Source organism: Bacillus salipaludis (genome assembly GCF_030938565.1).
GTDB lineage: Bacteria > Bacillota > Bacilli > Bacillales > Cytobacillaceae > Neobacillus > Neobacillus salipaludis_A.
The window spans coordinates 380,665-395,691 of record NZ_JAVGVR010000001.1 but is presented as its reverse complement, the minus strand read 5'-3'; the positions used below and the strand labels follow the sequence as shown (position 1 = coordinate 395,691).

Sequence of the window (15,027 nt, the reverse complement as noted above, 5' to 3'; positions counted from 1 at the left end):
CCAGTAACTTAATGAGAGCGCCAGTATTGGCCAGTAAAATTTAACACCTATAAAAAACCAAAAACATGAATACCATCCAAAAAGTAGTAAATATTAAAATAGACTTTTTAGTTAGGAGTGAGCTTCATGAATATAGGAAGAGCGAAGGAAATCGTCGAGTCTGCGGATGTGATACATGTTACCTATGAGGGAAACCCAGTAATCATTCAGCATGTGGATGAAGCAGCAAAAACAGCGAGAATTTATTCACGGAGTAACCCGGAAGAGGAAAAAGATGTTCCCGTCCTCAACTTAATTGAAGAACAATAGAAAAGCATCGGTGCACATACCGATGCTTTTCGCTTGTCCAGCTTCAATTATGCTGGTTATTTGGAAGCTTTTTATCCGGATGTCCCTTGCCTTGGTGCGTTTTATTATAGTCTTGTTTCTTTTTGTCCTCAGCTAATTTTTTTACAAATTCACTTGTGTTCTCCATCATAATCCCTCCTTGATATTTGTTACTTTAACCATTCACGGTTGAAATCATGCCCAGGAACATGTCTTATTTTTTTACGGATAAAATCAGGAATTCCACCATACATAATGAATAGGACAATTGAACGGATGGGGGCCTATATGTTTAAGGAGCGAATTAAAAATTATATAAATGAAAAAAGAACAGCCCATTTCTCCTTGTATAAGCGGGGTGGTGGGGTCTTAATCGGGGTATCGCTTGTGGCGGCAGCCCTGCAGCTACTATTAGTGAAAAATTATATTATTGATGGCGGAATTGTAGGAATTAGTATTTTGCTCGCTCATATCACCGACTATAAAGTGGGCTTCTATATTTTCCTGTTAAATACGCCTTTTTTACTGCTTGGCTTATTTTATCTTGGAAAAAGGTTTCTGCTCATCAGCCTCTGTGCCCTTCTTTTTTTAAGTCTGGAATTGTACATGCTTGAGCCATTTCCGGCGCTTACCAAAAACCCCATTCTCGTCATCCTCCTCGGCGGGATTTGCTTGGGAATGGGGGTGGGAATGATTATTCGCTTCGGCGGGTCCCTCGACGGTACGGAGATTTTAGCCATCATGTTAAGTCAGCGGACCCCTTTTTCGATTGGGCAATATGTGTTGTTTTTTAATTTCTTTATTTTTTTTAGTTCGATTTTTGTCTTTGGCCTACTTGAGGCGGTATACTCGTTGGCAACCTTTTGTATTGCCTGTAAAACGATTGATTTGTCCCTTAAAAATATTAGGTTATAGCAATGGCCGCACCGCGAACCCTTTTAAAGCCGCGCAGCCTGCTCATGTCCTCCACCAGCTTTAAGCAGGCTTGGTCCTTTGCTTTTGCTTCAATCATAAAATCTACATCCCGTCCGAACCCGGTAAGTAACTTTACAAATGGCAAGATAAATTCCAAATCGACATAATCGGCATGAGAACGAAATTCCTTTTCTGATTTCGGGGAGGAAATGTGGACCTTCGGCGGAATTCCTACTCGCTCCCATGTTTGAAACATTCGCGGCAGCAACTCCTCTAAAGAAGCCTCGCATAAATTCGCCATATGATGATGGTAATCAAACACAAATGGAACCTGCTCTTTTTCACAGGCAGCCAAAGTTTCCGCAGTGTGATAGGTTTTATCATCATTTTCTAAGGTCATCACCTGTTTAATCGGAAGCGGAAGGGCAGTCAAGTTTTGATGAAAGCGCGCGAGTGCCTCCGCTTTATTCCCATAAGCACCGCCAATATGAATATTAATCAGTGACTCCCGTTCAAGCCCCATTGCCTCGAGCATCCGAAAATGATACTCCATATCGATCACGGCATTTTCAGTAATTTTTCGATCTTTTGAAGTAAACAATGTAAATTGATTAGGATGAAAACTTACCCTTAGCTGGTTTTTACGGACAACCTCTCCAATTTCCTGCCATTCCTTTTGAAACGGAGTGACAAAATCCCAACGTACCTCCGGATGGGTGGCAAGGGGGACTAGGGAGCTGGAAAAACGGTAGAGTTCAATTTCATGGGCAATATTGTAGTAAAGCATTCGTAAGGTATGATCAAGGTTTTGCTTCGTCACTGAAAGTAGCTTTTCCAGTTGCTCCTTTTTTTGTAACTCCCTGTAACGTGTAAACGTAATCGTTTTTGATGGAGAGGCATCCCATAGGGTCGTCGCCTGCGAGACATATCCGAAACGAATCTTCATTTTTCAAACTCCTGTCGTTTGCTGCTATAAAAAATAAGAAAAAATTCCGGCGATGCCTTCTTTCACGGATCTGAAAAGGTTGGGTTTCGTTAATTCCTTCAGTGTCAATGGCCGTGAATCCTCGATATCTTTTTGCAAAACGGCCTTCAGCCGTTCAATGAATTCAGGATTATAAATATAGCAGTTAATTTCTTTGTTTAAAAATAAACTTCTTTTATCAAAATTGGCGGTGCCGATATCGCAAAGCTTATCGTCGATGACAATTGTTTTTGCATGGTAGAAACCATTTTTAAATTGGAAAACCTTTGCGCCCTCGCGCAAGAGTGTCTTTAAATAGCGATGGGATGCCTCCTGTACGAGAACATGGTCTGAGGTATAGGGGACAACAATCGCAAGTTGAACGCCTCTCTTCAAGACTGCACGTAATTCCTGAAAAAGCGGCTTGCTCGGAATAAAATAAGGGGTCCCAATAATAATTGACTCTTTTGCCATTTGAAGCAGTCCAAGATACTTTTTCTCCAGAGTAACAGCCTCTGTCGGCATCAATTGATGGCGAATCAAACCTTTTGAAACTTCAGGGAAATATTTAGAGTGGTTCAATAAGTCTTCACTGGTATTTTCCCGCCAGTCAATTAGAAATTCGCTTTGTAAAAAGGTTGCGCCTTCACCGAGCAGTTTTAAATGGTAATCCCGCCATGGGCTGAGTTTTGGATCCTCGTTGATGTATTCCTTGCCAATGTTGTATCCGCCAAGATACCCAATTTTTCCATCTATAATCGTGATTTTCCGATGATTGCGTACCTGTGCCGAGTAAAAAAGATAGGGGAGCTTTACTCGATTGCAATACGAAAAGTGGACGCCAGCTTCACGGAGTTCATTTATCGAATGTTTTTTTAAACGGATGCCGCCGATGCGATCAAGCAGAAGCCTGACTTCTACACCTTCCTTTGCCTTTTCTTTTAATAATTTTAAAAAAGTATGGCTAAACTTGTCATTTTTGATAATATAAAAGAGAATGTGAATATGCAGTTTGGCTTCTTTTATTTCTTTGAAATAATCGGCAAACAGTTCAGGACCATGCGGGTAGATGTCCAGCTGGCCATGAAGCATGGGAGTTTCACAATTTTTCATCTGTGAGTGATGTTTCTTTCTTCCTAGTCTAAAATCGAGGACTAGCCATATGATGATAAGAAGTAGTACTCCAATAAAAGTAACCGCAAATGTCATCTGGTATTTCCCTCCTCATCATATTTTTATGGTTTCCAATTGAAAACGCTTCTATGAATTTGAGTTTCTGCAATAAAGTTTGAAAAATTTCATTGACTGAATGCTCATTCATTATATAATAGAGATAAAGGATTCTGAAAATTTACTCGGTTTAAAATTTTCTTAAACATGAAGTGAGAAAGGGGAGTTTTGATGTGACAGGTCTTTTATGGGTAAACCTCATTGCCTTCTTAGTTGTAACCGCTTACGGAGTTAGTCTATTCGCTTATGTAGTCAAAACACGGATTGCGTACATTAAGCTCGGCAAAAAGGTTGAGTTTGACAACAACGTCAAAGAGAGGCTGCAAAAGATTTGGGTCAATGTGTTTGGTCAGAGTAAATTATTAAAGGACAAAAAGATGGGTGCCATCCACGTGGCCTTCTTTTACGGGTTCCTTTTAGTCCAATTTGGCGCGATTGATTTTATTTGGAAAGGCATTCATCCGGGTTCACATCTGCCACTTGGTCCGTTGTATCCGGCGTTTACCTTTTTCCAAGAGATTGTCACCCTTGTCATTTTAGTAGCAGTGCTTGGGGCATTTTATCGCCGTTATATTGAAAAATTGGTCCGCTTGAAGCGGGGCTTTAAGTCAGGTCTAGTTTTGATTTTTATCGGGGGCTTAATGATTTCCGTTTTGCTCGGTAATGGGATGGGAATCATTTGGCACGGAGAGGACCCGTCTTGGTCTGAACCGATTGCCTCTATCATTTCCCTAGCGTTTTCATGGGTAGGGAAAACTGCGGCGATTGTCGTTTTCTACTTTGCATGGTGGGTACATTTAATTTTCTTATTATCCTTCTTAGTTTATGTGCCACAAGGAAAGCACGCTCACTTAATTGCAGGTCCTGCGAATGTTTATTTTAACCGTTTAGAAAAGGCAGGTAAGTTAAAGAAAATTGATTTTGAAGATGAATCACAGGAATCATTTGGGGTTGGAAAAATTGAAGACTTTACCCAGCTGCAAATGATTGATTTCTATGCCTGTGTAGAATGCGGACGTTGTACCAATATGTGTCCGGCAACCGGAACAGGCAAAATGCTTTCACCAATGGATTTAATCGTGAAAATGCGTGATCACCTTACGAATTACGGGGCTGCAGTTACCTCGAAACAGCCGTGGGTGCCAACCTTCGCATTTGCGAATACAAAAGGAAATCAACTGGCACTTGCCGCAGCGGGTCAGGGCGCAGAAGAGGCAGCAGCAGCGGGCCTTTATAGCCCAAGCCTGATCGGCGATGTTATCACGGAAGAAGAAATCTGGGCATGTACGACTTGCCGTAACTGTGAAGATCAATGTCCGGTTATGAACGAGCACGTGGATAAAATTATCGACCTTCGTCGTTATCTTGTGTTAACAGAAGGAAAAATGGATGCAGATGCGCAGCGGGCGATGACGAATATCGAGCGCCAGGGAAATCCATGGGGACTTAACCGGAAAGAGCGCGAAAATTGGCGTGAGGTCCGCGAAGATGTTCATGTTCCTACGGTAAAGGAAATGAACAAGGCTGGTGAAGAATTCGAATACCTATTCTGGGTAGGTTCGATGGGGTCTTACGATAACCGCAGCCAAAAAATTGCCCTTTCGTTCGCAAAATTAATGAACGAAGCTGGCGTGAAATTTGCCATCCTCGGCAATAAGGAAAAGAACTCCGGTGATACGGCACGCCGTCTCGGAAATGAATTCTTGTTCCAAGAGCTTGCAACGAAAAACATTGAAGAGTTTGAAAAGGCGGAGGTTAAGAAAATCGTTACGATTGACCCGCATGCCTACAATATTTTCAAAAATGAGTATCCGGATTTCGGATTAACGGCAGAGGTGTACCACCATACGGAGGTCCTTTATGAGCTTGTCCGTGATGGCAAATTGGTGCCAAAGCATTCTGTGGAGGAAACGATTACGTTCCATGATTCATGCTATCTAGGCCGTTACAATGACGTCTACGATCCACCGCGGGAAATTCTGAAAACAATTCCGGGTGTGAAGCTTATGGAAATGGAGAGAAACAGAGAAAAGGCGATGTGCTGTGGTGCCGGCGGCGGTTTAATGTGGATGGAAGAGGAAACAGGAAACCGTATTAACGTAGCAAGAACCGAGCAGGCTCTTGAGACGAATTCAACTGTGATCAGCTCTGCATGTCCATACTGCTTAACAATGATTTCAGATGGAACAAAGGCAAAAGAAGTGGAAGAAAAGGTATCCACTTACGACGTTGCTGAACTTCTAGAAAAAGCAGTGTGTGGAGGTCCGGAGGCATTAGTTTCATAAAACATTTATTGAATTTTTGCTCCGATGTTGATTGGAGCGTAAATCAACAGAAAAGTTTATAGTAGAGGTTGATTGTTTATTAAGAATTCATGAAATTTTAAAAATTTTGTGTAAAACAATTCAACTTCTACTGTTTTTTATGTAAAATAGAAGAAGGAATAAAAGCGCTTTCATATACGTAATAAAAATCAACTTCATTTATTTTTCCACAGAATTCACACATCAAAGACCTACAACAAGCATGACAGCTAAATTAATCAAATCAATTTTTGCAGTAGATACTTTTTGTCTGCGTCATTTTTTCGGCATTTTTCGAGCGAGCGTTCAGTCGCTTTCGAAAAACAAATTATTATTTTTGTTAATAACATAGGAAATGGGAGAGTGTTTGGAATGGGGAAAACGGTCATTTTAAGCGGAGTTCGCACACCTTTTGGAAAAATGGGCGGTACTTTGAGCAGCTTCACAGCTTCAGAGCTTGGCGGAATCGCTGTAAAAGAAGCGTTAAACCGTGCGAATGTAAAGCCTGAAGAAGTCCAAGAAGTAATCCTTGGAAGTGTCTTACAGGGAGGACAAGGACAAATTCCATCACGCCAGGCGGCAAGACATGCAGGTCTGCCATGGGAAGTGAAAACGGAAACCATTAATAAAGTCTGTGCATCAGGAATGCGCAGTGTTACATTAGCTGATCAAATTATTCGTGCCGGTGATGAGGAACTGATTGTGGCAGGCGGCATGGAATCGATGAGCAATGCACCGTATATCCTGCCAAAAGCAAGATGGGGCTTTAAAATGGGCGACTCTTCCGTTAAAGATTTAATGATTCATGACGGTTTAAGCTGCAGCTTTACGGGCGCGCACATGGGAACATACGGAAATGGAACAGCAAAGGAAATGGAAATCAGCCGCGAGGCGCAGGATGAATGGGCTTACCGCAGTCATGCACGGGCGATTGCTGCAATTGAAAGCGGGAAGTTTGCCGAGGAAATCGTGGCAGTTGAAGTGCCGCAGCGAAAAGGAGCGCCTGTTGTAGTTGAACAGGATGAAGCGCCGCGGAAAGATACTTCTTTAGAAAGATTGGCAAAGCTGGCACCTGTATTTAATTTTGATGGAACGATTACTGCTGGGAATGCACCGGGTGTGAATGACGGTGCAGCGGCACTTGTGCTGATGAGCGAAGAGCGTGCAGAACGTGAAGGTCGTAAACCGGAAGCGGTTATTTTAGGGCATGCGGCGATAGCGGTGGAAGCAAAGGATTTCCCTAAAACACCGGGACTTGTCATCAATGAAATTTTACGAAAAACCGGAAGAAGCTTAGAAGAAATTGACTTGTTTGAAATCAATGAGGCTTTTGCAGCAGTTGCATTAGCGAGCAGCCAAATTGCCGGTCTTGACCCGGAAAAGGTCAATGTGAACGGCGGTGCGGTTGCCCTCGGTCACCCAATTGGGGCAAGCGGCGCACGGATTATCCTGACATTAATGCATGAATTGAGGCGACGCGGCGGCGGAATCGGAATTGCTGCTATCTGCAGCGGCGGCGGCCAGGGTGATGCTGTAATGATAGAGGTTCCGAAGGCATAAAAGTTTGACCGGTTTCTGGTGGTAATTTCACATCGCAGATAAAATGGGGGGTTACGCAGATAAATTCCCCTGTAACGCAGATAAAACCCATTTTTCCGCAGATAAAAGGCTAGTTTCATAGATTTTATAAAAAAGGGGCTGACCTATGGAGCGGGCAGCCCCGCTTGGAGGGAAAAACATGAAGGTTGAAAAGGTAATGGTCATTGGTGCAGGACAAATGGGCTCAGGAATTGCTCAAGTTTGTGCCCAAGCGGGATATCAAGTGTTTTTAAATGATTTGAAACCGGAGTTCGTCGAGCGCGGTTTAGGCGTAATTAATAAAAACCTTTCAAGAAACGTGGACAAAGGCCGCCTATCGGAAGAGCAAAAGCAGGAAGTGTTAGCAAGACTGACGCCTTCTACCGACCTTCAGGATGCAAGCGGTGTCGATCTTGTCATTGAAGCTGCGGTTGAAAACATGGAAATCAAGGCGAAAGTCTTTGCCCAGCTTGATGAAATTACGCCTCAGCATGTCATTTTGGCCAGCAACACCTCCTCATTGCCGATTACGGAAATCGCTGCGGCAACGAAGCGCCCGGAAAAAGTCATCGGTATGCATTTTATGAATCCGGTGCCGGTGATGAAGCTCGTTGAAATTATCCGCGGGTTGGCAACCTCAGATGAAGTGTATCAGGTAATTGAAGATATGACGAAAACCTTGAGCAAAGTACCGGTTGAAGTGAATGATTATCCAGGATTCGTGTCAAACCGCATTCTGATGCCGATGATCAATGAGGCGATTTATACGCTATATGAAGGTGTGGCAACGAAAGAAGCGATTGATGAAGTGATGAAGCTTGGTATGAACCATCCAATGGGACCGTTAACACTGGCCGATTTTATTGGCTTGGATACATGCCTGTACATTATGGAAACCTTGCATGAAGGCTTTGGCGATGACAAATACCGTCCATGTCCATTGCTTCGCAAATACGTAAAAGCAGGCTGGCTTGGCAAGAAAACCGGACGCGGGTTTTACACATATGAATAGATAGAGATGATAAACGCAGGATTGGTTTAAACAAAGGCTTTGTTAAAGAACAATGATGATTTAAACAAAGTTGATTGGAGCGGAAGGAGCGAGACTCCTGCGGGAGCAGTGGGACAGGTGAGACCCCACAGGCGCTAAAGCGCCGAGGAGGCTCACCGCCCGCCCCGCGGAAAGCGAGCATCCTGGAGCGGAAATCAACAACCACGTTTAACACAGCCCAAACAAAAGAGAACACTTTAGGATGGTCTTAACTGCAAACACCACAGGATTGGTTCGAAACATAGCCATGTAAATACAATCAAAATCCTCGGGAAGGGGAATGGACATGAACCTAACATTCACAGAAGAACAAGAAATGATGCGAAAAATGGTCAAGGATTTTGCAGCAAATGAAATTGCTCCATTTGTCGAGCGGATGGAGCAAGGTGAATTCCCACGTGAGGTCCTCCGCAAAATGGGTGAACTCGGCTTAATGGGGATTCCGGTTCCGGAAAAATACGGCGGTGCGGCGATGGATTTCACCTCCTACATCATTGCGATTCACGAAATTTCCAAGGTGAGTGCGACTGTTGGGGTAATTCTTTCCGTTCATACTTCGGTGGGCACAAACCCAATTTTATATTTTGGCACGGAAGAACAAAAACAACGGTATATACCGAAGCTTGCAAGCGGGGAGTATTTAGGGGCGTTTTGTTTAACCGAGCCCAGCTCGGGTTCTGATGCCGCCAGCCTGAAATCGCGGGCTGTCCGCGATGGTGATTACTATAAAATAAACGGCACGAAGGCGTTTATCACCAATGGTGGCGAAGCCGATGTCTATATCGTGTTTGCGTCCACAAATCCAGACAAAGGCGCGCGTGGAATAACAGCCTTTATTGTGGAAAAAAACACCCCGGGTCTGATTATTGGTAAGGACGAAAAGAAAATGGGGCTGCACGGTTCAAGAACGGTTCAGCTTACATTTGAAGATATGTTGGTGCCGGTTGCCAATCGTCTTGGCGAAGAAGGCGAAGGCTTTAAAATTGCGATGGCAAACCTAGAGGTTGGCCGTATTGGGATTGCGACCCAGGCCCTTGGAATTGCCGAGGCAGCTTTAGAAGCGGCTACGGACTACGCAAAGCAGCGTCAGCAGTTCGGTAAGCCAATTGCAGCGCAGCAAGGGGTTGCTTTTAAGTTGGCAGATATGGCGACAAGTGTGGAGGCAGCAAAACTATTAATCTATCGAGCAGCGGATTTGCGCAAACGTGGTGTGAAATGCGGCTTCGAATCGTCTGTCGCTAAGCTGTTTGCTTCTCGAACTGCGGTGGAAGTGACGACGGAGGCGATCCAAGTGTTTGGCGGGTATGGTTATACCGAGGATTACCCAGTTGAGCGTTATTTCCGCGATGCGAAAATTACCGAGATTTATGAAGGAACAAGCGAGATTCAGCGCATTGTTGTGAGCAAGCATCTGTAAATTGCTTGATAGGTAGATAAAATTTTAACTTTGTAGATATCGAACTGTATACCCAAGGAGGACTCGTAATGAACTTTCAATTATCCGAAGAGCATGAAATGATTCGCAAAATGGTCCGGGATTTTGCCCGAAACGAGGTTGCACCGACTGCGGCCGAGCGCGATGAGGAAGAAACTTTTGACCGCGCCATTTTTGACAAAATGGCGGAGCTTGGTTTAACAGGAATTCCGTGGCCGGAAGAGTACGGCGGCATTGGCAGTGATTATCTTGCTTATTGTATCGCAGTTGAAGAACTTTCCCGCGTTGATGCATCTATCGGGGTAACACTTTCTGCCCACACCTCGCTTGCGGGCTGGCCTCTTTACAAGTTCGGATCTGAAGAGCAAAAACAAAAGTATCTTCGTCCCATGGCAGAAGGATCAAAAATTGGTGCCTACGGCTTAACGGAGCCTGGAAGCGGCTCTGATGCAGGCGGGATGAGAACGACCGCTCGCTTGGAAGGCGACCATTACATCCTGAATGGTTCAAAAATTTTCATTACCAATGGCGGGATTGCAGACATCTATGTCGTGTTTGCGTTAACGGACCCATCTAGCAGACAAAGAGGAACAACCGCCTTCATTATTGAAAAGGATTTTCCAGGCTTCTCCGTTGGCAAAAAGGAAAAGAAGCTTGGTATTCGTTCATCGCCGACAACAGAAATCATTTTTGAAGATTGCAAGGTTCCAGTTGAAAACAGACTCGGCCAAGAAGGCGAGGGCTTTAAAATTGCGATGATGACGCTTGATGGCGGCCGCAATGGCATTGCAGCGCAAGCGGTGGGAATTGCGCAGGGCGCACTTGATGCAGCGGTTGATTATGCAAAGGAACGCCACCAGTTTGGCAAGCCGATTGCAGCGAACCAAGGAATCAGCTTTAAGCTTGCGGACATGGCAACAGCGATTGAAGCTTCAAGACTATTAACCTACCAAGCAGCATGGCTGGAGTCAAACGGTCTGCCTTACGGAAAAGAGTCGGCGATGTCTAAATTAATGGCCGGTGACACGGCAATGAAGGTGACCACCGAGGCAGTTCAAGTGTTTGGCGGTTACGGGTATACGAAGGATTATCCGGTAGAACGGTTTATGCGCGATGCAAAAATCACGCAAATTTATGAAGGAACACAAGAAATTCAACGCCTTGTTATCTCAAGGATGGTAACGAAATAGAAAAGCAGAAGTGCAGCACTGAAGAACAATCATAAAAGGAATTTGAAGGCTCCCCCGTTAAAGAAGGCAGGAAAACTGGAGCACCTGCTTTTTAGGAGGGTGCCGGGATCAAAAGGCGGTTTTAAACGTGACGATAAAAAGGGAAGTACAGGCTTCGGTCAAGGATGAACGTCTGGTTGAAAAAAGACGTGATCAAATGATTAAAGGGGCCGTTACACTGTTTAAGGAAAAGGGGTTTCACCGGACGACAACGAGGGAAATTGCAAAAGCGGCTGGGTTCAGTATTGGTACGCTTTATGAATATATCCGCTCGAAGGAAGATGTCCTTTATCTTGTCTGTGACAGCATTTACGAGCATGTCAGTGATCGCCTGCAAAAAGACCTCGACAATAAACAGGGGACATTAGCGAATCTAAAGCAAGGGATTGCGAACTACTTCCGGGTGGTAGATGAGATGCAGGATGAGTTTCTCGTCATGTACCAGGAAGTAAAATCGTTAACGAAGGACGCTTTGCCATACGTACTGAACAAAGAAATGGAAATGGCCGCGATGTTTGAAAAGCTGCTGGTCTTATGTGTGGAAAATGGTGAGCTTGATTTATCAGAAAGACAGTTAAAGCTTATTTCCCACAACATAATTGTCGACGGGCATATGTGGAGCTTCCGCCGCTGGTCCGTTCAGAAATTATATACCATCGATGAATACATTGAACTGCAAACCGAGTTAATTTTATCCGGAATGAAGCTAAAGGGGGAGCATGATGGAGATTTATAAGCCAAAACATCACATCCGATTTGTCACCGCATCCAGCCTCTTTGACGGGCATGATGCCTCAATCAACATTATGAGAAGAATTCTTCAATCAAGCGGGGCCGAAGTCATCCACCTCGGCCACAACCGTTCGGTAGAAGAGGTGGTAAACGCAGCGATTCAAGAGGACGTACAAGGAATTGCCATATCCTCTTATCAAGGCGGCCATGTGGAATATTTTAAATACATGTATGATTTACTAAAGGAAAAAGGCGCACCGAACATCCGCATATACGGCGGCGGGGGCGGCGTTATTATCCCAAAAGAAATCAAGGAGCTTCATGATTATGGAATTGCTTGGATCTTTTCACCGGAGGACGGCCGGAAGATGGGCCTACAAGGGATGATTAACCGCATGCTTGAGGAATGCGATTTCCCTACCGTCACAACCAATGCGGCGGAGCAGATTGAAAAATTACAAACTGGCGATGTTAATGCGATTGCCAAGCTGATCACGCTTGCGGAGCTTCATGTGGATGACAATAAAGAAGTTGCTGCAGCGGCAGAGCTTGTTCTCGATCAAGTTAAAACATTAACAAAGGCCATTCCGGTTGTCGGGATTACCGGTACAGGCGGTGCTGGAAAAAGCTCGCTGACAGATGAACTGATTCGTCGTTTTATTAACGAGCTTCCAGATAAAAGAATAGCGGTATTATCCGTTGATCCAACAAAACAAAAGACGGGCGGGGCGCTGCTGGGTGACCGGATTCGGATGAATGCGATTTTTTCACCGAATATCTACATGCGCAGTCTTGCGACTCGATCATCGAAAACGGAATTATCCTTGGCGATAAAGGATGCCGTGTCAGTGGTAAAAGCAGCCGGATTTGATCTCGTTATAGTGGAAACTAGTGGAATCGGCCAAGGAGATGCGGAAATCACTGAGATTTGTGATCTATCCATGTATGTGATGACAAGTGAATTCGGAGCGCCATCACAGCTTGAAAAGATTGATATGATCGACTTTGCCGATCTTATTGTAATCAATAAATTTGAACGTAAAGGTTCAGAGGATGCGAAGCGCCATGTGCAAAAGCAATACCAGCGCAGTCATATGCTGTTCGAAAAGGATCCATCCGAAATGCCGGTATATGGAACAATCGCCAGTCAATTTAATGACCTCGGTACCAACGCACTTTTTGCAGCATTAGTTGAAAAAATTAATGAAAAAATGGCTTCAGATTGGGAAACATCCTTTACTAAGGATGCAAAGGTCGAAAAACAAAGTGTCATTATTCCAACCGACCGCCGCTATTACTTACGGGAAATTTCCGATACCGTGCGCCGTTACCATAAAAAGGCGGAAGAACAGGCTGACTTGGCTCGAAAACTGTTCCAGCTTGAAGGGGCCATTGCTGCTGTGAAGGAACGTGAGGCTGGCAGTGAAATTGTTGCTTCTTTAGAAGCAATCAAACAAGAAACGGAAGAGATGCTGACACCGGAATCGAAGAAAATCCTGAACAGCTGGTCAGCAACAAAGGAAGCGTATTCGAAGGATCAATTCATAACGAGAATTCGTGACAAGGAAATTATTACAGTATTAAAATCGAAGAGTCTTTCTGGTCTCGATATTCCAAAGGTGGCTTTGCCGAAATATAAAGATTATGGCGAAATCCTTCGCTGGGTGTACCGCGAAAATGTACCTGGTTCCTTTCCGTACACTGCAGGAGTATTTCCGTTCAAGCGCGAAGGAGAGGATCCAAAACGGCAGTTTGCCGGGGAAGGGACACCGGAGCGCACGAACCGCCGCTTCCACTATTTATCAAAGGATGATCCGGCAAAACGCTTAAGTACAGCGTTTGACTCGGTTACCCTTTATGGGGAGGATCCGGATCACCGTCCGGATATTTATGGGAAGATCGGTACGAGCGGCGTCAATGTTTGTACGCTTGACGACATGAAAAAGTTGTACGATGGATTTGACTTATGTCATCCGTCCACATCGGTTTCGATGACGATTAATGGTCCGGCGCCGATTATTTTGGCGATGTTCATGAATACAGCGATTCACCAGCAGGTTCAGAAAAAAGAAGCGGAGCTTGGCCGCGTGTTGACGGTAGAAGAATTTGCTGAGGTTAGAGCCTATACGTTGAAAACCGTCCGCGGTACGGTGCAGGCTGATATTTTAAAAGAAGATCAGGGACAAAACACCTGTATTTTCTCCACGGAATTTGCACTAAGAATGATGGGAGATATTCAGCAGTATTTCATAGACCATCAGGTGCGCAATTATTATTCCGTTTCCATTTCAGGCTACCATATTGCCGAAGCAGGGGCGAATCCGATTTCACAATTGGCGTTCACCCTATCCAACGGGTTTACGTACGTTGAATATTATTTGAGCCGCGGCATGAAGATTGATGATTTTGCAGCAAACCTTTCGTTCTTCTTCTCGAATGGTTTAGATCCGGAATATACGGTAATTGGCCGCGTTGCCCGCCGCATTTGGGCAACGGTGATGCGCGATAAATATGGTGCAAATGAGCGCAGTCAAAAGCTGAAGTACCATGTCCAAACATCCGGGCGTTCACTGCATGCGCAGGAAATTGACTTTAATGATATCCGAACAACACTTCAGGCGTTAATGGCACTCCATGATAACTGTAACTCGCTTCATACGAATGCGTATGATGAAGCGATCACGACTCCAACCGAGGAATCTGTAAGAAGAGCGATGGCGATTCAGATGATTATTACGAAAGAGCATGGTTTAACTAAGAATGAAAATCCGCTTCAAGGTTCGTTTATCGTTGAAGAGCTGACAGATCTTGTCGAAGAGGCAGTTTTACAGGAATTCGAGCGGATTAATGACCGCGGCGGGGTGCTCGGTGCAATGGAAACGCAGTACCAGCGCGGAAAAATCCAGGATGAGTCAATGTATTACGAGATGAAAAAGCATACGGGTGAATTGCCAATTATCGGGGTCAATACGTATTTGAATCCAAATCCTCCATCTGAGGAAGAGGTAGACAACATGGAGCTGGCCCGAGCAACGGAGGAAGAAAAAGAGCTGCAAATTCATAATTTGCGCGAGTTCCAAAGAGCCCATTCGGGTGAGGCAGAACAGGCATTAAAGGCATTAAAAGCTGCAGCGGTCAACAATGGCAACATTTTTGCGGCATTAATGGAGACAGTCAAAGTAGCGAGTCTTGGACAGATTACAAAAGCGCTATACGAGGTTGGCGGGCAGTATAGAAGAAATATGTGACTTTGGTAGACAATG

The 15,027-nt window shown here is 44.5% G+C and carries 12 protein-coding genes; 9 read left to right on the top strand and 3 right to left on the bottom strand.

From position 1 onward, the window contains the following. Positions 1–126: 126 nt before the first annotated feature. Positions 127–309: an H-type small acid-soluble spore protein gene (locus RCG21_RS01865; protein ID WP_133332895.1), complete on the top strand. Its 183-nt coding sequence runs from the start codon at positions 127–129 to the stop codon at positions 307–309. 43 nt (positions 310–352) lie between these two features. Here RCG21_RS01865 and RCG21_RS01860 read toward each other — a convergent pair whose 3' ends face one another. Beyond that, positions 353–475 (bottom strand): DUF4023 family protein, encoded by a 123-nt coding sequence (locus RCG21_RS01860; RefSeq protein ID WP_081810635.1) that lies wholly within the window; start codon positions 473–475, stop codon positions 353–355. Positions 476–615: 140 nt separating this feature from the next. Between RCG21_RS01860 and RCG21_RS01855 the strand changes: the two genes are divergently transcribed. Continuing rightward, on the top strand, positions 616–1,242 hold the full coding sequence (locus RCG21_RS01855; protein ID WP_308912841.1) for a YitT family protein: 627 nt from the start codon (positions 616–618) through the stop codon (positions 1,240–1,242). Here RCG21_RS01855 and uvsE read toward each other — a convergent pair. Beyond that, a complete protein-coding gene (gene uvsE / locus RCG21_RS01850; protein ID WP_308912840.1) occupies positions 1,232–2,188 on the bottom strand; it encodes a UV DNA damage repair endonuclease UvsE in 957 nt (318 codons plus the stop codon). The genes RCG21_RS01855 and uvsE overlap by 11 nt on opposite strands. Before the next feature lie 24 nt (positions 2,189–2,212). Continuing rightward, positions 2,213–3,415 (bottom strand): cardiolipin synthase, encoded by a 1,203-nt coding sequence (gene cls, locus RCG21_RS01845; protein WP_133332898.1) that lies wholly within the window; start codon positions 3,413–3,415, stop codon positions 2,213–2,215. 194 nt (positions 3,416–3,609) lie between these two features. On the opposite strand from cls, the gene RCG21_RS01840 reads away from it, so the two are divergent. The 7 genes from RCG21_RS01840 to icmF all read left to right on the top strand — a co-directional run bounded on the left by RCG21_RS01840 (position 3,610) and on the right by icmF (position 15,012). Then, positions 3,610–5,721, top strand: coding sequence for a 4Fe-4S dicluster domain-containing protein (locus tag RCG21_RS01840; protein ID WP_133332899.1), 2,112 nt, complete (start codon positions 3,610–3,612; stop codon positions 5,719–5,721). Positions 5,722–6,111: 390 nt separating this feature from the next. After that, a complete protein-coding gene (locus RCG21_RS01835; protein WP_308912839.1) occupies positions 6,112–7,299 on the top strand; it encodes an acetyl-CoA C-acetyltransferase in 1,188 nt (395 codons plus the stop codon). Between the two features lie 178 nt (positions 7,300–7,477). Beyond that, positions 7,478–8,329, top strand: coding sequence for a 3-hydroxybutyryl-CoA dehydrogenase (locus tag RCG21_RS01830; protein WP_308912838.1), 852 nt, complete (start codon positions 7,478–7,480; stop codon positions 8,327–8,329). 325 nt (positions 8,330–8,654) lie between these two features. Further along, on the top strand, positions 8,655–9,785 hold the full coding sequence (locus RCG21_RS01825; protein WP_133332902.1) for an acyl-CoA dehydrogenase: 1,131 nt from the start codon (positions 8,655–8,657) through the stop codon (positions 9,783–9,785). Between the two features lie 68 nt (positions 9,786–9,853). After that, a complete protein-coding gene (locus RCG21_RS01820; protein WP_133332903.1) occupies positions 9,854–10,993 on the top strand; it encodes an acyl-CoA dehydrogenase in 1,140 nt (379 codons plus the stop codon). Positions 10,994–11,120: 127 nt separating this feature from the next. After that, the gene (locus RCG21_RS01815) at positions 11,121–11,768 is read left to right on the top strand and encodes a TetR/AcrR family transcriptional regulator (protein ID WP_235824705.1); all 648 of its coding nucleotides are present in this window, start codon (positions 11,121–11,123) and stop codon (positions 11,766–11,768) included. After that, complete coding sequence (gene icmF, locus RCG21_RS01810; RefSeq protein ID WP_308912837.1) at positions 11,752–15,012, top strand: fused isobutyryl-CoA mutase/GTPase IcmF; 3,261 nt, start codon at positions 11,752–11,754, stop codon at positions 15,010–15,012. The genes RCG21_RS01815 and icmF overlap by 17 nt, the downstream gene beginning before the upstream one ends. Positions 15,013–15,027: the final 15 nt, after the last annotated feature.